The organism is Photobacterium lipolyticum (assembly GCF_003026475.1).
Lineage (GTDB): Bacteria > Pseudomonadota > Gammaproteobacteria > Enterobacterales > Vibrionaceae > Photobacterium > Photobacterium lipolyticum.
In genome coordinates this window covers 34,365-56,004 of sequence record NZ_PYMC01000010.1, presented here as the reverse complement: position 1 = coordinate 56,004, position 21,640 = coordinate 34,365, and the positions used below count along the sequence as shown (strand labels likewise).

Annotated in this window: 18 protein-coding genes; 14 read left to right on the top strand and 4 right to left on the bottom strand. The window is 47.5% G+C overall.

Annotation, left to right across the window (positions count from 1 at the left end):
• Positions 1-20 precede the first annotated feature (20 nt).
• On the top strand, positions 21-908 hold the full coding sequence (gene nhaR, locus C9I89_RS14480) for a transcriptional activator NhaR (protein ID WP_107284050.1): 888 nt from the start codon (positions 21-23) through the stop codon (positions 906-908).
• 108 nt (positions 909-1,016) lie between these two features.
• Complete coding sequence (locus C9I89_RS14475; RefSeq protein WP_107284049.1) at positions 1,017-1,316, top strand: ArsR/SmtB family transcription factor; 300 nt, start codon at positions 1,017-1,019, stop codon at positions 1,314-1,316.
• A gap of 104 nt (positions 1,317-1,420) precedes the next feature.
• Here C9I89_RS14475 and rpsT read toward each other — a convergent pair whose 3' ends face one another.
• Positions 1,421-1,681, bottom strand: coding sequence for a 30S ribosomal protein S20 (rpsT, locus tag C9I89_RS14470; protein ID WP_107284048.1), 261 nt, complete (start codon positions 1,679-1,681; stop codon positions 1,421-1,423).
• Positions 1,682-1,889: 208 nt separating this feature from the next.
• Here rpsT and murJ point away from each other — a divergent pair, with 208 nt between their 5' ends.
• The 10 genes from murJ (at position 1,890) to C9I89_RS14420 (ending at position 16,757) form a co-directional block, all read left to right on the top strand.
• Positions 1,890-3,449: a murein biosynthesis integral membrane protein MurJ gene (gene murJ / locus C9I89_RS14465; RefSeq protein ID WP_107284047.1), complete on the top strand. Its 1,560-nt coding sequence runs from the start codon at positions 1,890-1,892 to the stop codon at positions 3,447-3,449.
• 119 nt (positions 3,450-3,568) lie between these two features.
• On the top strand, positions 3,569-4,540 hold the full coding sequence (gene ribF / locus C9I89_RS14460) for a bifunctional riboflavin kinase/FAD synthetase (protein ID WP_107284046.1): 972 nt from the start codon (positions 3,569-3,571) through the stop codon (positions 4,538-4,540).
• Entirely contained in the window at positions 4,537-7,386 is a 2,850-nt protein-coding gene (gene ileS / locus C9I89_RS14455; protein WP_107284045.1) for an isoleucine--tRNA ligase, read from the top strand. The genes ribF and ileS overlap by 4 nt, the downstream gene beginning before the upstream one ends.
• Before the next feature lie 5 nt (positions 7,387-7,391).
• Positions 7,392-7,904 (top strand): signal peptidase II, encoded by a 513-nt coding sequence (gene lspA, locus C9I89_RS14450; protein ID WP_170107709.1) that lies wholly within the window; start codon positions 7,392-7,394, stop codon positions 7,902-7,904.
• A gap of 191 nt (positions 7,905-8,095) precedes the next feature.
• On the top strand, positions 8,096-8,530 hold the full coding sequence (gene fkpB, locus C9I89_RS14445) for an FKBP-type peptidyl-prolyl cis-trans isomerase (RefSeq protein WP_107284043.1): 435 nt from the start codon (positions 8,096-8,098) through the stop codon (positions 8,528-8,530).
• A gap of 12 nt (positions 8,531-8,542) precedes the next feature.
• Positions 8,543-9,484 (top strand): 4-hydroxy-3-methylbut-2-enyl diphosphate reductase, encoded by a 942-nt coding sequence (gene ispH / locus C9I89_RS14440; RefSeq protein ID WP_107284042.1) that lies wholly within the window; start codon positions 8,543-8,545, stop codon positions 9,482-9,484.
• Positions 9,485-9,598: 114 nt separating this feature from the next.
• Positions 9,599-10,408 carry a 4-hydroxy-tetrahydrodipicolinate reductase gene (gene dapB, locus C9I89_RS14435; protein ID WP_107284041.1) on the top strand — a complete coding sequence of 270 codons (810 nt, stop codon included), beginning with the start codon at positions 9,599-9,601 and terminating at the stop codon, positions 10,406-10,408.
• A gap of 543 nt (positions 10,409-10,951) precedes the next feature.
• Complete coding sequence (carA, locus tag C9I89_RS14430) at positions 10,952-12,106, top strand: glutamine-hydrolyzing carbamoyl-phosphate synthase small subunit (RefSeq protein ID WP_107284140.1); 1,155 nt, start codon at positions 10,952-10,954, stop codon at positions 12,104-12,106.
• 16 nt (positions 12,107-12,122) lie between these two features.
• Positions 12,123-15,347 carry a carbamoyl-phosphate synthase large subunit gene (gene carB / locus C9I89_RS14425; RefSeq protein WP_107284040.1) on the top strand — a complete coding sequence of 1,075 codons (3,225 nt, stop codon included), beginning with the start codon at positions 12,123-12,125 and terminating at the stop codon, positions 15,345-15,347.
• A 561-nt stretch (positions 15,348-15,908) separates the two neighbouring features.
• The gene (locus tag C9I89_RS14420; protein WP_107284039.1) at positions 15,909-16,757 is read left to right on the top strand and encodes a magnesium transporter; all 849 of its coding nucleotides are present in this window, start codon (positions 15,909-15,911) and stop codon (positions 16,755-16,757) included.
• A 228-nt stretch (positions 16,758-16,985) separates the two neighbouring features.
• On the opposite strand, the gene dacB is transcribed toward C9I89_RS14420, so the two are convergent.
• Together dacB and C9I89_RS14410 are read right to left on the bottom strand one after the other, a co-directional pair.
• A complete protein-coding gene (dacB, locus tag C9I89_RS14415) occupies positions 16,986-18,410 on the bottom strand; it encodes a serine-type D-Ala-D-Ala carboxypeptidase (RefSeq protein ID WP_107284038.1) in 1,425 nt (474 codons plus the stop codon).
• A gap of 122 nt (positions 18,411-18,532) precedes the next feature.
• Complete coding sequence (locus C9I89_RS14410; protein ID WP_107284037.1) at positions 18,533-19,453, bottom strand: porin; 921 nt, start codon at positions 19,451-19,453, stop codon at positions 18,533-18,535.
• A gap of 487 nt (positions 19,454-19,940) precedes the next feature.
• On the opposite strand from C9I89_RS14410, the gene greA reads away from it, so the two are divergent.
• Positions 19,941-20,414 (top strand): transcription elongation factor GreA, encoded by a 474-nt coding sequence (gene greA, locus C9I89_RS14405; RefSeq protein ID WP_107284036.1) that lies wholly within the window; start codon positions 19,941-19,943, stop codon positions 20,412-20,414.
• A 133-nt stretch (positions 20,415-20,547) separates the two neighbouring features.
• On the opposite strand, the gene yhbY is transcribed toward greA, so the two are convergent.
• Positions 20,548-20,844, bottom strand: a complete 297-nt coding sequence (gene yhbY / locus C9I89_RS14400; protein WP_107284035.1) for a ribosome assembly RNA-binding protein YhbY — start codon at positions 20,842-20,844, stop codon at positions 20,548-20,550.
• A gap of 140 nt (positions 20,845-20,984) precedes the next feature.
• Between yhbY and rlmE the strand changes: the two genes are divergently transcribed.
• Positions 20,985-21,614: a 23S rRNA (uridine(2552)-2'-O)-methyltransferase RlmE gene (gene rlmE, locus C9I89_RS14395; RefSeq protein WP_107284034.1), complete on the top strand. Its 630-nt coding sequence runs from the start codon at positions 20,985-20,987 to the stop codon at positions 21,612-21,614.
• The last annotated feature ends 26 nt before the right edge of the window (positions 21,615-21,640 follow it).

Genomic DNA, 21,640 nt, shown 5'->3' with positions numbered 1-21,640 from the left:
ATTTATAAGAATGAGACTGAATGTCCCACCTGAATTATAACCACCTTTACTACTTCTGGATGGTCTGCAAGCAAGGTTCAGTGACCAAAGCTGCGGATGCCCTGTTTTTGGCACCACAAACCGTAACGGGGCAGATCCGCACCTTAGAAGAGCGACTTAAAGGTAAGCTGACCAAGCGGGTTGGTCGTAATATCGAGCCGACAGAGCTCGGACAGCTGGTATTTAAGTATGCCGATAAGATGTTTGATTTGAGTTATGAGATGCTCGATATCGTTAACTATACCCAGCGCGAGAATCAACTGTTAGAAGTCGGGGTGGCAGATGCACTCTCCAAGCGGCTGGTGAGTAAAGTCTTGCTGGAGGGGATACCCGATGATGCGCGTATTCACTTACGTTGCTATGAATCGACCCACGAGATGCTGCTAGAGCAGCTGTCACAGCACAAGCTGGATATGATCCTCTCTGATTGTCCGGTAGATTCAGCACAAAGCCCCGGTTTGTATAGTAAAAAGCTGGGAGAGTCGAGCATGAGCTTTTTTTGTTCAGTGCCGGCGAAGCCATTGAATTTTCCGGCCTGCATCGAAGATTATAAATTGCTGGTACCAGGCAGGCGTACTGCCATGGGGCGAAAGTTGCATCAATGGTTTGATCAGCAAGGGATCACACCAAATATTCTCGGTGAATTTGATGATGCCGCATTAATGAAAGCATTTGGCTCTTACCATCACTCGATGTTTGTTGCGCCCTCTATTTATGCGGACGAGATTGAAGAGTCTAATACCATTCGTGAAGTGAAACGCGTTGAAGAAATTAAAGAAGAGTATTATGTCATCTTTGCAGAACGGATGATTATGCATCCGGCTGTGAAAAAAATCTGTGAGGCTGACTTTAGGCGGTTGTTTAAATAGTGTTACCAAAGGTTTGATTGGAATGTTTTTATTTCTTCTTTCATAGCTAGTAAAACCGATTTAAAACAAGTATATTAGCATTAACTTAAGTTGATTGGCAGTGAGAGTATGGATCTGCAACAGATGGAGAAAAATGCGCCCGAAGCTGTAGTTTTACTAAAAGCCATGGCCAATGAGCGACGTTTATTCATTCTTTGCTATTTGCTTGAAGGGGAAATGTCGGTGGGGATGATGAGTGAGAAACTTGGCTTAAGCCAGTCTGCATTATCTCAGCATTTGGCGTGGTTAAGGCGAGATGGGTTAGTGGAAACCCGGAAGGAAGCACAGACGGTCTTTTATCGCCTCAAGAGCGATGAAGTCAGGGCGATGATTCAGCTGCTGCATAATATGTACTGTGGTAAAGACTAGGGCCGTTTGGGTATACATGGTTTGTTGAAAGGCTATCAGCACTTTACAGATATAAAAAAACCGGCTGATGCCGGTTTTTTTGTGCTTAATCATAACTCTTAAAATTAAAGAGCTTTGATTTTAGCAGCTAGACGAGCTTTATCACGTGCAGCTTTGTTTTTGTGGATTAGGCCTTTAGTAGCCATACGATCCAAAACAGGTTGCATGTCAGCGAATGCTTTAGTTGCATTCTCTTTCTCGCCAGCTTCAATAGCAGCAATAACTTTTTTGAAGAAAGTGCGCATCATAGAACGGCGGCTAGCGTTGTGCTGGCGGCGTTTTTCTGAAGTGATAGCACGTTTCTTAGCAGATTTGATATTTGCCAAGGGTGTAACTCCCAAATCTTGGTACGGTGACAATTTAAGGCCGAGGACTATGCCTGCTTAACCGAATCTTGTCAAATGATTTGTGCAAATATCCGCCTAACCAATCTAGTTGGCACTTGCGGATTAACACGGTTAATATGGCGGCAGATTTTACCAGCATTTAGGTCTGGAAGACACCTTTCTGGGCCATCTTTATGAGGTTTTTTTTGTGAGTAAGCGTCTTTTACGCTCTGGACTGATAGTTAGCACCATGACATTGGTCTCTAGAGTGCTCGGTTTAGTACGAGATGTCGTGGTGGCGAACCTAATGGGGGCGGGGGCTACGGCCGATGTTTTCATCTTTGCCAACAAGATCCCGAACTTTTTACGCCGACTGTTTGCCGAAGGTGCTTTCTCTCAAGCGTTTGTTCCTGTTTTGACAGAATATCATGCTGCAGAAGACCGAGATAAGATCCGTCAGTTGATTGCGCGCGCATCCGGTACCCTTGGAGTGATTGTTACGATAGTGACTCTGCTGGGCATTTTAGGATCGGGTATTGTGACGGCTCTGTTCGGTGCCGGGTGGTTTATCGACTGGTTAAATGACGGCCCTTCGGCACCAAAGTTTGAATTAGCCAGCTTGCTATTAAAGATCACCTTTCCTTATCTGTGGTTTATTACCTTTGTCGCACTATCAGGCGCCATTTTAAACACCCTGGGTAAATTTGCCGTCTCCTCTTTTACGCCGGTGTTCCTGAATGTGGCGATCATTAGCTGTGCCTGGTTTGTCTCACCGAACCTGGATCAACCCGAAATTGGCTTGGCCATCGGGGTTCTGTTAGGTGGTTTAATCCAGTTTTTGTTCCAGCTGCCTTTCCTCGCCAAAGCAGGGATGCTGGTAAAACCACGATGGGGCTGGAATGACCCAGGCGTGGTAAAAATACGTACCCTGATGATCCCGGCGCTGTTTGGGGTGTCAGTCAGTCAAATCAACCTGCTGTTTGATACCTTTATCGCCAGCTTCCTGGCAACGGGGTCGATCAGCTGGCTGTACTATTCTGATCGGTTGCTGGAGTTTCCTCTCGGTCTGTTTGGTATTGCGATTGCCACGGTGATTTTGCCGGCCTTGTCACGTAAACATGTCGAACAAACCAGCGAGCACTTTGCCCATACGATGGATTGGGGGGTGCGCATGGTGCTGTTGCTAGGAATTCCGGCTATGCTGGGCCTGATGGTATTAGCGAAGCCGATGCTGATGGTGTTATTTATGCGTGGCGAGTTTTTGCCCGCGGATGTCGAACAAGCCTCGTTGTCATTGTTGGCTTATGCCTCTGGCCTGCTGAACTTTATGTTGATTAAGGTGCTGGCCCCGGGATATTACGCCCGACAGGATACCAGGACGCCCGTTCGTTACGGCATTATCGCCATGCTCACGAATATGGTGTTTAACGCCATCTTTGCTTATTTCTATGGCTATATTGGGCTGGCGATGGCCACCGCGCTGTCAGCGTTAGTCAATGCTGCCTTGCTCTATCGGGGTTTGCACCGTGCAAATGTCTATCGGGTATCGAAAACCACCCTGATGTTTGTACTGCGCTTGGCGGTGGCCGGTGTGATGATGGTTACAGCTTTGCTATGGATACTCCCGGCGATGGAGCAGTGGCTGGCTTGGCCACTGAGTTCCCGGGCTTTGTGGTTGACCGGGATGATTGCGTTGGGTGCGACAGTTTATCTGGCGACCGTGGTACTGCTGGGCATTCGCCCGCACCACCTAAAAGCGGAAAGTTAATCCGTTCAGAGCCTTAATATATGCGATTGGGCGGTCTGAGAATGATTCATATTGGAATCATGGGCTCAGAGTAGTATATAATCCGTCAGTTTTTCACTCTGCGAAAATTTAAGCGGCGCATGGAATTAATCCGAGGCATACATAATATCAAGCCAGAGCACCACGGCAGCGTGGTGACGATTGGTAATTTTGATGGTGTTCACTTAGGTCATCAGGCGGTATTGCGTCAGGTATTGGCGAAGGCCCGCGCATTAGGCTTGCCTGCAACGGTGATGAGCTTTGAGCCCCAGCCGCTGGAATTATTTGCGGGTGATAAGGCGCCGGCAAGGCTGACATGTTTTCGCGATAAATATTTGCAGTTGAAGCAAGTTGGTGTCGAACGTTTGCTTTGTATCAATTTTAATGCCCATTTTGCCGATATGTCGGCACAAGATTTTGTTCGCCGCTTGTTGGTGGAGCAATTGGGTGTTAAGTTTCTGGTTGTTGGTGATGATTTTCGCTTCGGCAAAGGCCGCTGCGGGGATTTTGCTATGCTGGTAGCAGCCGGAAAAGAATTCGGCTTTACGGTTGTCAGTACTCAGAGCTTTTGCGTGTCAGAGCAACGGGTCAGTAGTACGGCAATACGTCAGGCTTTAGTCAATGATGACTTGCTGCTGGCTGAATCCATGTTAGGCCGCCCGTATAGTATTAGCGGACGCGTGTCTCATGGACGCAAACTCGGCCGCACAATCGGTTTTCCAACAGCAAATGTACCATTGAAGCGACGTGTATCTCCGGTGTCTGGAGTCTATGCGGTCGAGGTGTTTGGTGTTGAAGGTGCTCCTATACCGGGAGTTGCCAACGTTGGTCATCGACCAACAGTGAAAGGTGTACGCCGGCAACTGGAGGTGTACCTTTTTGATTTCCAATCGGACCTATACGGTCGTCAGATTGAAGTTGTGCTGCGACATAAGCTGCGCGACGAGATAAAATTCGAATCATTCGATGCGCTAAAAGCACAAATCGAGCGTGATGCTCAAACAGCACGGGTGTGGCTGTCTGAGCGTAATAATGTCCAACTTCGCCCAAGTAACGGAATCGAGAATCAATGAGCGACTATAAAGATACCCTGAACCTGCCTGAAACAGGGTTTCCGATGCGAGGCAATCTAGCTCAACGCGAGCCTGCAATGCTTAAGCGTTGGAATGATGAAGATCTCTACGGTGAAATCCGTAAAGCTAAGAAGGGTAAGAAATCCTTCATATTGCACGATGGCCCTCCATACGCCAACGGTGATATTCACATTGGTCACGCGCTGAATAAGATCCTTAAAGACATTATTATTAAGTCAAAGACTCTGTCAGGCTTTGATGCACCATATATCCCGGGTTGGGATTGCCACGGTCTGCCTATCGAATTGATGGTAGAAAAAAAGTGGGGCAAGCCCGGTCGTAAATTGACCGCAGCAGAGTTCCGTGAAAAATGCCGTGCCTATGCGGCAGGTCAGGTTGAAGGTCAGAAAGAAAGCTTTATCCGCCTGGGTGTACTGGGTCAGTGGGATAAGCCATACCGTACGATGGATTTTACAACAGAAGCGAACATCATTCGCTCTCTGGGTAAAATTGCAGATAACGATCACCTGTTGAAAGGTTTTAAACCTGTTCACTGGTGTACGGATTGTGGTTCAGCATTGGCTGAAGCAGAAGTGGAATACCAAGACAAAGTCTCACCGTCTATCGACGTTAAATTCAAAGCCGTTGATGAAGCTGCTGTTGTGGCTAAATTTAACTGTGCCGAAGGCCATGAAGGTCAAGGTGACGTGTCTGTTGTTATCTGGACAACGACACCATGGACACTGCCGGCGAACCGTGCAGTAGCCATTCGTGATGATCTTGAATATGTACTGGTTCAAGTTGAAGGTGATGAGCCTCAACGTCTGATCGTTGCCGCAGAGCTGGCAAAAGATGTGATGGATCGTGCCGGTATCGAGCATTTCCATAACCTTGGCTTCTGTAGCGGTGCGGATCTGGAGCTGATGCGCTTCAACCACCCGTTCTACAGTTTTGATGTGCCAATTATTCTTGGTGATCACGTTACTACCGAGTCAGGTACGGGGTGTGTACACACCGCGCCTGGACATGGTCAGGAAGATTTCGTGGTTGGTCAAAAATACGGGCTTGAAGTTGCTAACCCGGTCGGTAGTAACGGTGTTTACCTACCGGATACTGAACTGTTTGCTGGTCAGCACGTATTCAAAGCCAACGACGCCGTTGTTGAGACATTAAAAGAGCACGGTGCGTTATTACACCACCATGCTTACGAGCACAGCTACCCACACTGCTGGCGCCACAAGACACCTATCATCTTCCGTGCTACCCCGCAGTGGTTCATTTCGATGGATAAAGCGGGTTTGCGTGCTAAAGCTCTGAGTGAAATTAAGAACGTTCAGTGGTTACCTGAGTGGGGCCAAAGCCGCATCGAAGGTATGGTGGAAGGTCGTCCTGAGTGGTGTATCTCGCGCCAGCGTACATGGGGGGTGCCAATTGCACTGTTCGTACACAAAGAAACGCAAGAACTTCACCCGAATAGTCGCGAACTGATTGAAAAAGTTGCGCAGCTTGTTGAGCAAAAGGGAATTCAGGCGTGGTGGGATCTGGATCCTGCGGAGCTAATGGGTGAAGCGGACGCGGCAGATTACGAAAAAGTACTCGATACGCTTGATGTGTGGTTTGATTCCGGTGTGACTCACTTCTCTGTGGTTGACAGCCGCGAAGAATATAACGGTAACGAAGCGGATCTGTACCTGGAAGGTTCAGATCAACACCGTGGCTGGTTCCAGTCTTCATTGATCTCATCTGTAGCAATGAAAGGCAAAGCCCCGTACAAACAAGTACTGACTCATGGCTTCGTCGTTGACGGCCAGGGCCGTAAAATGTCGAAATCGGTCGGTAATGTTGTCGCGCCAAAAGATGTAACCAATAAACTGGGTGCAGATATCTTGCGTCTATGGGTTGCATCAACGGATTACACCGGTGAAGTGGCGGTTTCTGACGAAATCCTGAAGCGCTCTGCTGACGCATACCGCCGTATTCGAAATACTGCGCGTTTCTTCCTGGCTAACCTGAGCGGATTCAACCCAGAAACCGATCTGGTTCCGGCAGAAGAAATGGTAGCTCTTGATCGCTGGGCTGTCGGCCGTGCGATGGCTGCGCAGGAAGAAATCATCAAAGCATACGATGAGTACAACCTGCACGGTGTTACTCAGCGCCTGATGCAATTCTGCTCTGTTGAGATGGGCTCTTTCTACTTAGACGTTATTAAAGACCGTCAGTACACGGCGAAACAAGGTGGCCACGCACAGCGTAGCTGTCAGACCGCGCTTTACTACATCGTAGAAGCATTAGTTCGTTGGATGGCACCAATCATGTCGTTCACTGCAGATGAAATCTGGAACGAGATGCCAGCTTCTCAAGGCAATGGCGAGCCGCGCGGCAAGTTCGTATTCACCGGTGAGTGGTTCGAAGGCCTGTTCGGTCTTGCTCAAGACGAAAAACTGAACAACGATTTCTGGGCTGAAATCCAGCAGGTTCGTGGTGCCGTCAACAAGCTGCTTGAAGGTGCGCGTAAAGACAAAGTGATCGGTGGTGCCCTGCAAGCGGAAGTAACGCTGCATGCAAACGAAGCGCTGGCGGCTAAGTTAAATAACTTAGAAGATGAACTGCGTTTTGTATTGTTAACGTCTCAAGCGACGGTTGTTGTTGCTGACAGCAAGCCAGACGATGCACACGAAACCGATGTTGAAGGTTTGTTCGTGACAGTGAAGGCCTCGGAAGCCGCGAAGTGCGACCGTTGTTGGCACCATGTTGCTGATGTGGGCACAATTGAAGGCCATGAAGAAGTGTGCGGTCGTTGTGTGACTAACATCAGCGGTGAAGGTGAAGAGCGTAAGTTTGCCTAATGACTATGTCTGCGCCTAATCAAAGGCTATCGCTTAAACAGTCTGGAGTTCGCTGGCTATGGCTGGCGGCTCTGGTGTTCATCCTTGATATTGGCAGTAAGCTGTTGGTGATGAATGCCATGGACTATGGTTGGCCTAACCGTATCGAACTGTTGCCATTCTTTAATCTGCTTTATGTACACAATTATGGTGCGGCATTCAGCTTTTTAAATGATGCCGGTGGTTGGCAGCGCTGGCTGTTTGCGGCGATAGCCTTGGGCGTATGCGGCTTACTGACGTTCTGGATGCGTCGAACGCCGGTAACGAACACGCTGGCAAACAGCGCTTATGCCTTAATCATTGGTGGTGCGATTGGTAATTTGTTTGATCGCCTTTACCATGGTTTTGTGGTCGACTTTCTCGATTTTTATGTGGGCAGCCACCACTGGCCGGCATTTAATATTGCAGATATTGCCATTTGCGTTGGTGCAGCACTGATCATTCTTGAAGGCTTTGTTGCTGATAAAAAGAAACAGTAAGTTAGCCACTGAAAACCAGATAAATGCTATAACCCTGAGCGCTGTCCGTTGATACGGACGGCGCTTTGTTGTAAAAAGAGCGTTATAAACGCAGGTTCGAGAGGCGAGTTTCGAAGGCAAAAGCGAGAAGCCTTCAGAGGTGCGACACACTCGCCACTCGGCATCTAGAAACTCGAGACTAGGATGTTTACATGTCGGTAATTAAGGAAAACAGTGAAGTGCTGATGCACTTTGCAATAAAACTGGAAGATGGCTCGGTAGCTGATTCAACTCAGGCTATGGGGAAACCGGCAAAATTCCGTATGGGTGATGGTAGCCTGACGGAAAATTTTGAGAAATGTTTGTTAGGATTAACCGAAGGCGAAAAAAGTGACTTCGCACTTGAGCCAGAAGATGCTTTTGGCCACGCTAATCCGGACAATATCCATCACGTGGAGTTAAGTAAGTTTGGTGCCGATGCACCAGCTGAAGTCGGTACTATTATGGCCTTTGCTGGCCCTGATGGCCATGATATTCCAGGAATTATAACCAATGTCGTTGGTGACTCTGTGACCGTCGATTTTAATCATCCTCTTGCCGGGCAACGTGTCACTTTTGAAGTTGAAGTTGTCAATATTCAGGATTAAGAGCTGTTAGAAATGAAAATCTTATTAGCAAATCCGCGTGGTTTTTGTGCCGGCGTAGATCGTGCGATCAGTATTGTAGAGCGCGCGCTTGAAATGTATCAACCGCCAATTTATGTGCGTCATGAAGTGGTGCATAACCGCTTTGTGGTTGAAGGACTGAAACAGCGCGGTGCTATTTTTGTCGAAGAGCTCAGCGAAGTACCTGATGACAATATTGTGATTTTCTCCGCCCATGGCGTCTCTCAGGCGGTACGCCATGAAGCCAAAGCACGTCAGTTAACGGTATTTGATGCAACCTGTCCTCTGGTGACTAAAGTTCATATGGAAGTTGCGCGTGCCAGTCGTCGTAATATGGAAGTGGTGCTGATTGGCCATGCCGGTCATCCGGAGGTCGAAGGAACCATGGGCCAGTATGCGAGTGTTGCTGGCGGAATGTATTTGGTCGAAAAGCCTGAAGATGTTGAAACGCTGCAGGTCAAAGATCCGAGCAATCTGCACTATGTCAGCCAGACGACGCTATCGGTCGATGAAACTGCGGATGTGATCGAAAAACTGCGTGACGTTTTCCCTGAGATCCAAGGCCCGCGCAAAGATGATATCTGTTATGCGACCCAGAACCGTCAAGATGCGGTGCGTGAAATGGCACAAGACGTCGATGTGATGATCGTGGTGGGTTCGAAGAACTCATCAAACTCAAACCGCCTTCGAGAACTGGCTGAAAAGCTGGGAACGCCTGGTTATCTGACTGATTGCCCTGAAGATGTTCAGCCGATATGGTTTGCTGGTAAGTCGAAAGTCGGTATTACTGCCGGGGCATCAGCGCCGGAAGATTTAGTTAATCAGATCATTGTTCGTATTCAGACGTTGATTGGTGCTGAAGTGGAAGAGCTTACAGGCCGAGAAGAGAATATGTTCTTTGAAGTCCCACGCGAGCTGCAAGTGAAGAATATATAATTATTCTTACAATAATAAAGAGCCCTGACGAAAGTCGGGGCTTTTTTGTATCTAGATTTAGCAATCTCAACACGCTACATTAAAGACTAACATTACCCAGGGAGAAAATACGCAATGGTAAGAATTGCGATTGCTGGTGCGGCAGGACGCATGGGCCGTAAGCTTTTAAAAGCGACACACCTTTCAGAGCAAGCAACGGTTGGAGCTGCCACTGAACGGGCAGAATCAACATTAGTTGGTGTTGATGCCGGTGAACTCGCTGGCATTGGCCCGCTTTCCGTCAAGATTGTTGATAATTTAGTGGCTGCAGCAGATGATTTTGATGTGCTCATCGATTTCACTGCGCCTGTCGTGACACTGGCGAACATTGAATTTTGTCAGCAACATGGCAAAAAAATTGTTATTGGTACAACGGGTTTCACTGATGAAGAGCGAGCCCGGATCGATGCAGCCGCAAAAGATATTTCCATTGTCATGGCGCCTAACTACAGTGTCGGGGTTAACCTGGTGTTTAAGTTGTTGGAAAAAGCCGCCAAGGTGATGGGAGATTACACGGATATTGAAATCATTGAAGCTCACCACCGTCATAAAGTCGATGCACCTTCCGGTACCGCAATAGGCATGGGGGAGGCCATTGCCAGCGCGATGGGCAATAAACTCAGTGATGTTGCGGTATATGCACGCGAAGGGATCACGGGTGAGCGTAGCCGTGATGAGATTGGTTTTGCGACTATTCGTGCCGGCGATATTGTAGGTGAACATACCGCAATGTTTGCTGATATTGGTGAACGTGTCGAGATCACGCACAAAGCGACAGATCGTATGACCTTTGCCAATGGTGCCGTTCGTGCTGCGGTATGGCTTGCTGATAATCAGCCGGGCTTCTATACCATGCAAGATGTGCTCGGGCTTGATGATCTTTAAGCTTTAGCGAGGGCTTGTCGTCCTATCAATGCGGCTTGTTCCGCATGAGTATTTATGTGTTGGTTTTATGCATTACGTTTGGCGTGGTGCATAATTCCCAATTTTCATTTCGCAATTTCTCCTCATCTTCCCCTTAGCTTAAATACCGCTTACTTTTGTGTCTCTCTGTGCGTGTTGGTTGTAATTTCTTTTTTAGATGCCTATAAATGTAGGTAAACCTATTGCGTTTAATCGTTTGCCTGGTTTTTTGGTTGTGGTGTGTTTTTTCTTGATTGAGGCAAACGATAAAATGGTATTTTACAGGTGGGTAAGCGCCGTGTTAGTTGTGATGTCTTGTTGTTTTCATTGTTTGGTGGGGTTTTTCGTCTAAGGTTGATATATTTAAAGCTTATTTCGGGTTGAATGTTGACAGTTTGGTTAGCGATCTCTAGACTGCGCGGAATTTGTCAAAATTCAGCTTGACTCGCTTTTTGACTTTGTATGGAATGGGTAGTTGCAAGTTTATCTGTTTTAACTGCATTTTTATTTTTTTTGGAGGTTGTCTTGAGCAAATCTGCGCTGTTAGTCCTTGAAGATGGGACAGTGTTCCGCGGCGTGTCCATTGGGGCAGATGGTTCGGCCGTTGGTGAAGTTGTTTTTAATACCTCGATGACGGGATATCAGGAAATTCTCACTGACCCCTCTTATTCCCAACAGATTGTAACGCTTACCTATCCCCATATTGGCAATACCGGAACCAATTCCGAAGACGAAGAATCCTCCTCAATCCATGCGCAAGGCCTGGTCATTCGAGATTTACCACTACTCGCTTCAAACTTCCGTAATGAACTTTCCCTTTCTGATTACCTTAAATCGCAAAATATTGTCGGTATTGCTGACATTGATACGCGAAAGCTAACCCGTATTCTGCGAGAGAAAGGTGCTCAGAACGGTTGCATCATGGCTGGCGACAATCTTGATGAAGCGTTAGCGCTGGCGAAGGCTAAAGCGTTTCCTGGCCTGAAAGGTATGGATTTGGCAAAAGAAGTGACAGCGGCTGAAACCTACCAGTGGAAGCAAGGTTCTTGGACATTGCTAAACGGTTTACCTGAAGCAAAAGATGACAGCGAGCTGCCATACCATGTTGTCGCTTATGATTTCGGTGCGAAGCGTAACATCTTACGTATGTTAGTGGACCGCGGCTGCCGCCTGACGGTTGTACCTGCGCAAACCTCGGCAGATGAAGTACTGGCGATGAATCCGGACGGTGTATTCCTGTCAAATGGTCCTGGCGACCCGGAACCATGTACGTATGCGATTGAAGCAACGAAAACATTCTTAGATAAAGGCTTGCCTATTTTCGGTATCTGCCTTGGTCACCAAATTCTTGCTCTGGCAAGTGGTGCAAATACGGTGAAAATGAAGTTTGGTCACCACGGTGCCAACCATCCGGTTAAAGATCTCGACCGTGATGTTGTGATGATCACCAGCCAGAACCACGGTTTTGCAGCTGATGAAGCAACACTGCCTGACAATCTGCGTGCAACGCACAAATCATTGTTTGATGGCTCCCTTCAGGGGATCCATCGTACCGATAAACCTGCATTTAGTTTTCAGGGTCACCCTGAAGCAAGTCCGGGCCCACACGATGCAGCACCACTGTTCGACCACTTTATCGAGTTAATTAAGTTTTCTGTTAATGAAGCACGCAGCGCCTAAGCCGGAGTAGTAAGAAATGCCAAAACGTACTGACATTAAAAGTGTTCTGATCCTGGGTGCTGGCCCGATTGTTATCGGTCAGGCATGTGAGTTTGACTACTCGGGTGCCCAAGCCTGTAAAGCGCTGCGAGAAGAAGGTTACCGCGTTATCCTGGTTAACTCGAACCCGGCAACCATTATGACTGACCCGGATATGGCTGATGCAACCTACATCGAGCCAATTCACTGGGAAGTTGTACGAAAAATTATTGAAAAAGAACGTCCGGATGCAGTATTGCCAACCATGGGCGGCCAGACTGCACTGAACTGTGCTCTGGATCTTGAAAAGCATGGCGTGCTAAAAGAATTCAATGTTGAAATGATTGGGGCAACGGCTGATGCGATAGATAAGGCAGAAGACCGTTCACGTTTCGACAAGGCAATGAAATCTATCGGTCTTGAGTGTCCGACTGCTGATACGGCAAAAACCATGGAAGAAGCTTACAAAGTTCTAGAGATGGTTGGCTTCCCATGTATCATTCGTCCTTCTTTCACAATGGGTGGTACCGGTGGTGGTATCGCGTATAACAAAGAAGAGTTCGAAGATATCTGTTCTCGCGGTCTTGATCTTTCACCAACCAATGAGCTGCTTATTGATGAGTCACTAATCGGTTGGAAAGAGTACGAGATGGAAGTCGTTCGTGATAAGAACGACAACTGCATCATCGTCTGTGCGATTGAAAACTTCGATGCAATGGGCGTTCACACCGGTGACTCAATCACTGTAGCGCCGGCACAAACGCTAACAGATAAAGAATACCAGTTGATGCGTAATGCATCGCTGGCGGTTCTTCGTGAAATTGGTGTTGAAACTGGCGGTTCAAACGTCCAGTTTGGTATCAACCCGAAAGATGGCCGTATGGTTATCATCGAGATGAACCCTCGTGTATCGCGTTCTTCGGCACTGGCATCAAAAGCGACAGGGTTCCCGATTGCAAAAATCGCAGCGAAACTTGCTATTGGTTACACCCTTGATGAGCTGATGAATGACATCACGGGCGGTGCAACACCAGCATCATTCGAACCAACCATTGACTACGTTGTAACTAAGATCCCCCGCTTTAACTTTGAAAAGTTTGCCGGTGCTAACGACCGTCTGACGACTCAGATGAAATCTGTGGGCGAAGTGATGGCGATTGGTCGTAACCAGCAGGAATCGCTACACAAAGCATTGCGTGGCCTGGAAGTCGGCGCAACAGGCTTCGATGAAATGGTTGATCTAGACGAACCAAATGCAATGAGCAAGATCCGTCATGAACTGAAAGAGCCAGGCGCAGAGCGTATCTGGTACATCGCCGATGCATTCCGTTCGGGCATGTCGGTTGACGGTGTTTTCAACTTAACGAATGTTGATCGCTGGTTCCTGGTACAAATTGAAGATATCGTTAAAGAAGAGCAAAAAGTTAAAGATAACGGTTTTGCTGGCCTGCATGCTGCCGAACTACGCCAATTGAAGCGCAAGGGCTTCTCTGACGAACGTTTAGCTAAATTGCTAGGTGTGGCGCAAAGCGAAATTCGTAAATTACGTGACCAGCACGATATTCACCCGGTATATAAGCGTGTGGATACCTGCGCGGCAGAATTTTCTTCTGATACGGCTTACATGTACTCATCGTATGATGAAGAGTGTGAAGCGCAGCCAACAGATAAAGATAAGATCATGATCCTTGGCGGTGGCCCTAACCGTATCGGTCAGGGCATCGAATTCGATTACTGTTGTGTTCATGCATCATTAGCACTACGTGAAGACGGCTACGAAACCATCATGGTTAACTGTAACCCTGAAACGGTTTCAACGGATTACGACACATCAGATCGTTTGTACTTCGAACCTGTAACACTGGAAGATGTACTGGCGATTGTACGAGTTGAAAAACCAAAAGGCGTTATTGTTCAATATGGTGGTCAAACGCCTCTTAAGCTCGCTCGTGAACTTGAAGCCGCCGGCGTGCCGATTATTGGTACCAGCCCTGATGCTATCGACCGTGCAGAAGACCGTGAACGCTTCCAGCAGGCCGTTGACCGTTTAGGTTTGTTACAGCCAGAGAATGCTACTGTCACGACGATGGAGCAAGCGATTGAAAAATCAAAAGAAATTGGTTTTCCGCTGGTTGTTCGCCCATCGTATGTACTCGGTGGCCGTGCGATGGAAATCGTATACGATGAAAGCGACCTGCGTCGTTACTTCAACGAGGCAGTCAGTGTTTCTAACGAGTCGCCTGTTCTGCTTGACCGTTTCCTTGATGATGCGGTTGAAGTGGATGTTGATGCGATTTGCGACGGCGAGCGTGTCGTTATCGGCGGGATCATGGAGCACATCGAACAAGCGGGCGTTCACTCTGGTGACTCAGCATGTTCACTTCCTGCGTATACATTGAGCCAGGAAATCCAGGATGTGATGCGTCAACAGGTTGAGAAGCTGGCGTTTGAGCTAGGTGTTCGCGGCTTGATGAATACTCAGTTTGCCGTTAAGGATAACGAGGTTTACCTGATTGAAGTTAACCCTCGTGCTGCACGTACTGTCCCGTTTGTATCGAAAGCAACGGGTGCGCCACTGGCTAAAATTGCTGCTCGTGTTATGGCGGGTCAGTCTCTTGAGTCGCAAGGCTTTACCAAAGAGATCATTCCTCCTTACTACTCGGTGAAAGAGGTGGTTCTGCCATTTAACAAGTTCCCGGGTGTTGACCCACTGTTAGGCCCAGAAATGCGCTCTACCGGTGAGGTGATGGGGGTGGGTGATACTTTCGCAGAAGCATTTGCTAAAGCTGAACTGGGTTGTGGTAAAGAATACGAAGATGGCGGCCGCGCGCTTCTGTCGGTACGTAACAACGACAAGCAACGCGTTGTTGACTTGGCTTCCAAGCTAGTGAAGCTGGGTTACCAGTTAGATGCGACTCACGGTACTGCGGTGATCTTAGGTGAAGCGGGTATTAACCCGCGTCTGGTTAACAAGGTTCACGAAGGTCGTCCTCATATTCTTGACCGTATCAAGAACAATGAATACAGCTACATTATCAATACTGCGGAAGGGCGTCAGGCGATTGAAGACTCTAAAGTACTGCGTCGTGGCGCATTGGCTGAAAAAGTGAACTACACTACGACGCTGAATGCTGCATTTGCGACGTGTATGGCTCACACTGCTGATGACCGTAACAAAGTGACTTCAGTGCAGGAGCTTCACGCTCGGATCAATAACGCGTAATGCTGCTTCATAACATGCTGTATTAATGGCAAGTTGTTAGAATGTTAGAACCCACCGCAAGGTGGGTTTTTTTGTTTGGTGATAGGTTGAGAGTCATTTCGTGATGGATGGCAGTTTGTATCAACTTTTATCCAGATATACCTTGAAGTGGTAACTGAATTGCGTACAATCATTGCCGTCGCAACAGGCGGCAAATTTTTGGAGATTTTAATGAACGATACCGACCATCCTCCGAGTATGAAGGTGGAAAATCAAACCCGTTAACGGTGTCGGTCTCCTATAGTTCCGATCCTGTCCGGGTTCGGAATAACTTGTCTTTATTTGTATACTTTTTTTATACCCAATCTGACAAATCATTCCTCGATTTTCTTCCAAATTTCTCAATATAGAATTATGTCAATTAGCTGTAAATGACAGGCTTTTTGCTGTTGTTACTACTCATCTTTATTTGAGTGATAACTGGAAGTGATCAGCACGTTTACTCTGATATGTGACTTAATTCTGATGGTCGTTACCCATGCTGCGTCCTCAGGGCGGGCATTGCCAATCGGGAGATTCGCCATGGCGGTAATGAACTATGTAGCAGAGGCTGCAACTGAAAACTATGGTCAGAGTGATATTCTGGCCGCACGAAATGCTTTTTTGAAGTACACGTTTGATGAGCAAGCTAAATTGTTGGCTGTTATGCCAATTTCCGAAGCGATTGCCGTCCTTCATGAATGTCCGCTCCGTCATGTACAGAACCTGCTTGATAGGTTAGATGAAATGGATGAACAGTTGCGTATGCGTCATTTGGCGAGTGGCCTCGGCCTTATGTGCTCTGAGGCCGAACCTGCAGGGCACTACTTGCAAAATAGCGTGATGAGCCATGTGCGAGAGCGTATTGGCTGGATCGTTGGTTTAGCATTGCTAGGCATTGTGTCCGGCTTAATTATCTCTCACTATGAAGATACGTTAAGCCAGTTAGTGCTACTCGCGATCTATATGCCGGTGATTGCTGCTGCGGGTGGTAATACTGGATCGCAAGCCGCAACCTTGGTCGTCAGGGCGCTCGCGATGGAGGAGATACGCTGTCGGGACTGGCTCGCTGTTTTATGGAAAGAGTTCCGGGTTGCTATTGTTATTGCAGCAGTATTAGCACTCGTGGTTGTCGGTCGGGTAATGATATTTAGCGACAGTACAGTACTGCCTATCGGGATGGATCTCAAACATATCGCCTTGGCGATTGGCATGGCGATATCATTTCAGGTCGTGCTTTCTACCAGTATCGGTGGTGTGCTGCCGATGATAGCAAGAGCCTGTCGGTTGGATCCGGCGGTACTGGTGAGCCCGGTACTGGCATCGGTGGTCGATATCACCGGGATGATGATTTATTTCACCACGGTGAACTGGATGCTGGGATTAGCTTAAAAGCGGGAAGAGCGGCCCTGTGATCCTGAGGTTCTATGGCCCTGGGCCTATGGAGAAGCCGTGTTGAGTTCCTAGGTTTGAGTTTCGAGAAAGAGCCAAAGCTTGGCTCCTTTTCGAGGCTCTGAGAGGCTGCTTGCAGGACCCCAGGACCCCAGGACCATAAACGAGTGCCGAGTTTAATTAACTCGCCACTCGTCGCTCGCCCCTAGAAATACTCGTCTCCCGCCCCTAGAAACTCTCGTACAACGCCCGATATAACTTCCGCTCAAACGCCTCTATCGGCGGTGCGGTTTTCGGCGCATCTTCCGCTTTTTGTTCTGGGTGGTAATTAGCCACCATCTGGACAAATAGCAGCTTTTTCCCCGATTTTGTCGTCATCATACCGGCCAGGTTATGGGTGCCGTACAGTGAACCACTTTTGGCGGCAATGTTACCTTTCAGGGGCTGGTGGCGAATGCTCTGGCGGTAGCGCAGAGTTCCACTTTGGCCGCTGACCGGCAGGGTTGTAAGAAGTCCCAGCTGCTTGTCATGCTGGTAAAGGTAAGTAACCACTTCCATCATTTGAGTTGCAGTAAGGCGGTTGTTGCGCGAGAGTCCTGAGCCGTCAACCAGTACCGCCTGGCTTAAATCGATCCCCGCCTTATCATTTAAGATGGCTTTTATGGCTGCAATACCGTTATTGAAGGTACCCGGTCGGCTGAAATAATGGTGGCCGAGGGTTTTGGCCAGGTTATCGGCAATCAGGTTGTCCGACTCTCTGACCATGGTGTCGATCAGTATATGTAGCGGTTCTGAACCGTGGCGGGCGATGCGCTTACCGCTCGCCTGATCATCACGCAGTATTTCACCGTTAAAACGGATCCCGGCTCGTTTCAGTTCACTGCGAATAACCGCTGCCGTGTAGTCAACCGTGTTCTGTACCGCGAAGTTAAGCGGCAGGGGCTTGTCACGCTTAGGTAAGCACCCACTTAGCTGGTAACCGTTGCTGTTATCGGCTGTTAGCGTTAAGTCGCAGTAGCGCGCTTTTTGCTGCTCTTTACTGACAATCCGTGCATCGCTGCTGACTTTGATTGGCTGGTGGGCTGGTACGTTAACCCGGGTAAGCTGACCCAGCTCGTTGTCGCTGTACAACGCGCCTTGTACGCAGTTGTGCTCAAGTGAAATGCTGCTTGAGGGTGCACTGTAGCATACCCCGAGAATATCCCATGGCCAGCCCGGGGCACGTTCGTAGCCGCTAAATACCGAGCCGTTAAGGATAATATTTCCCTTAAGAAGAGATTGTTTGTTTTTTTTCAGCTGTGTAAGCAGCATGGCCAGTTGCTGGCGGGAAAATGTCGGATCGCCACTAAAACGTATGATGACATCCTTATCTTTCAGTTCTAAATCTGTGCTAAAGCGGAAATCAGTATCGAAGAAAAGTTTGGCTGCCAGCGCGGTGACCAGTTTTTGGGTGCTGGCTGGCGGCTGAAACTGGTTTTCCCGTTGGGCGTAGACGATTTTGCCCGTTAATGGGTCGGCAACTAACAGGGCTGCATCATGACCGATGGGTAATCGGTTGATAGCTTGCTGAGGGGAAAAGTTTGCCAGTACCGGCTGGTTGAGCAGCAAGCTGAGAAGTAGAGGTAAAAGGCGTAAAGGGAGTGCGCGAAACATCAAGTTAACGGCCATCGAAAGATAATGGATGTATTTTATAGTAAAAAGGCTGTATAGCAAAAAGGCGCCGACCCGAAGATCTGCGCCTTTTTTAGCAAGTTGTGCTTTTAATCCAAGGGGGATTAGAAGTCGTAACGTGCACCCAGTACGAACTCGTCGTCTTGGTTATCAAGCTGTTCGAACTTATAAGAAGCGTAAGTACGGAAGTTCTTGTTGAAGTAGTATGTTGCGTCTACTGCAATTGCATCAGCAAGATCTTCATTTGCTTCTTTGTCTTCAAGGTAGTTATACGTTGCAGACATTACCAATTTATCGATAGTGTAAGCCGCGGCAAATTCGTAACCGCGCGAGTCACCGTCAACGCCGTTAGCGTATTCTGCATCTTGGTACAGACCCGCTACATATAGATCACCGATGGTGTAAGAAACTGCGGTGAACGCCTGTTTTGCGTCCTTAGTGTTTAGGCCCTGAGCTTGTTCACCGTAACCTGCACCGAAGCCCAGACCCATATCTAGCACGTACATTGCACCGACAGTGTAGCCATCAGTGTCAGCGCCGTCATCGAAAACGTAGTTAGCTTTAACCGTCAGGTTGTCGAAAGAACCTACGTAGCTCAGGTTGTTGCTTGTACGGTCGCCAGCGTCAAGCTTGCCACCCGCTTCGTTGCCGTGATAAGCCATGATATCAGTGAAGTCAGTTAGCATGCCCAGAGAGCCATCGGCTTTACCGTATACTAGCTGACCGTATTGGCTACCAACCCCAGCGTAAGCGTAACGTGTTTCGTCGTCGGCGCTGTCATCACTTTGGAATTCTTTTTCGAAGAAACCAAGGCCGTAGAAGTTGTCTGTAATGTCTGTTTTACCCGCGATATTGACACGTACACGGGTTGCATCTGTTACGTCGCTGTCTTCTAGTACGCCGCGTGCTTCGAAACGACCGCCTACTGCTAGGCTAGATGTTTCATCTGAGTAAACTTCTGCCGCGGTTGCTGCGCCAGAAAGAGTTGCTGCTGCTACTGCTAAAGCAATTAGGTTCTTGTTCATTTGCCGAATCCCTTTTTGAATTTTTTTATTGGATGCATTTCAAATCTAAATGCATGATGTTCTTTTTACTGAACTAATTTGAAAACAGTTAGTAAAAAAAACTGAAAAATACTTTGGAGGAATAAGGTTTGCTAACTATTGATGTTGCTTTTACTTTCAAATCAGGTGGTTATGCAGATTTATTAAAGTTCCTTGTCGACTATTTGGTTTAGTTGTATTTAGACTTTGTTGATATTTTCGCAGTGGACGGAAATTGTAATATTGAATTAATTTGTGACTTAATACACATCTTTATATGGCATTATTATGCTAATGAAGGGGGGGAGTGGTCTTTGGTAAGAATTCGTTTCTAGGGTGATCTCTTGGTCATCTTTGTTTAAAATGATCTGTAATCCTATTTCACTGTGTTAGTTCAGCTGAGGCTGGGCTGGCTTTTTTTACTCAAAAAGTGGCGAGCGCTTTTTGGGGTACTGAGGTAATAATATTTATGGAAAAGGTTCCAATGACTGTACGTGGCGAAAAAAAGCTGCGTGAAGAGCTCGAGGTATTGATGAAGCGTCGCCCTATTATTTCAAAGGCGATTGGTGAAGCGCGTGAGTTGGGTGATTTAAAAGAGAATGCTGAATACCATGCCGCACGTGAAGAACAAGGCATTTGTGAAGCTCAGATCCGTGACATTGAATATAAATTGTCTGTTGCGCAGGTCATTGACGTGACGAAAATGAAAAATACGGGCAAAGTCATTTTTGGTGTAACCGTCAATTTGATCGATATCGATACCGAAGAAGAAATTACTTACCGTATTGTCGGTGACGATGAGGCGAATATTAAGCAAAATCGCATCTCGGTTAATTCACCCATTGCGCGTGGTTTGATTGGTAAGCTTGAAGGCGATGAAGTATCGATTGTCACGCCGGGTGGGACAAAAGAGTTTGAGATTGAACAAGTTCAATACATCTAGCAAACGTGATACTGACTGAATTGTTAACAAGTGTAACAATTTAGCGGTGACTTTGATGTATATAAAGCGAACCATGCCACAGGCTTTAGTGAGCAAAAGTGAAACGTAAAAAAGGCCGCATCGGCGGCCTTTTTTATTTGCGAGGTAGCTCGATTTTTCGCTCTTCGCTTGGACGGTACAGCACCAGTGTTTTACCGATGACCTGTACTTTTTCTGCTTTAGTTTCACGAATAATTGCGTCTACGATCAATACCTTGGTTTCGCGCTCTTCCGTTGCAACCTTGACCTTGATAAGCTCGTGGTGATTTAGTGCAATTTCGATTTCGGCCAGAACTGCTTCAGTTAAGCCGTTTGCACCCATCAGGACTACAGGTTTCAGGTTGTGAGCAAGGCCTTTCAGGTATTGCTTCTGTTTGGTGCTTAGATTCATTGTGGCTCTATTTTTTATTACAAGGGTTGAAAACGTGTCATTCTAACGCCATCTTGGCTAGAAGACTAATTTGTTTAGTATGTGTGGCTATTCCGCTACCGAAGTATACTTAACAGATACGGCAACTCATTAGGTAAAGCATGAGTAGAAAGAAACAATCAGCCAGCTCTGGTCGTTGGTTGAAAGAACATTTTGATGATAAATATGTTCTGGAGGCGCAAAAAAAGGGCTATCGCTCTCGCGCTATCTTCAAAATTGAAGAAATTCAGAACAAAGATAAATTGCTTAAACCCGGCATGACTGTGGTCGATCTTGGTGCTGCACCTGGTGGTTGGTCTCAGTATGCGGCAGAGATTGTTGGGGATAGTGGTCAGGTTATTGCCTGTGATATTCTGGCGATGGATTCACTGCCAGGTGTGAGCTTCCTGCAAGGTGATTTCCGAGAAGAAGCTGTGTTAGATGCATTGTTAGAACGTATTCAACCCGATATGGTGGATGTGGTACTTTCGGATATGGCACCTAACATGAGTGGCAATCTTGCATCAGACCAACCTAGAGCAATGTATCTTGTTGAACTAGCATTAGATATGTGTCGACAAGTACTTGCGCCGAATGGCAGCTTTGCGGTAAAAGTTTTCCAAGGGGAAGGCTTTGATCAGTACTTAGCTGAGATTCGAAGCATGTTCAAAGTGGTGAAAATCCGTAAACCAGACTCATCCCGAGATCGCTCTCGTGAGGTCTACATTGTGGCTACAGGTTACAAACTGTAGTACTCTACATCCATCTTTAAGTGATT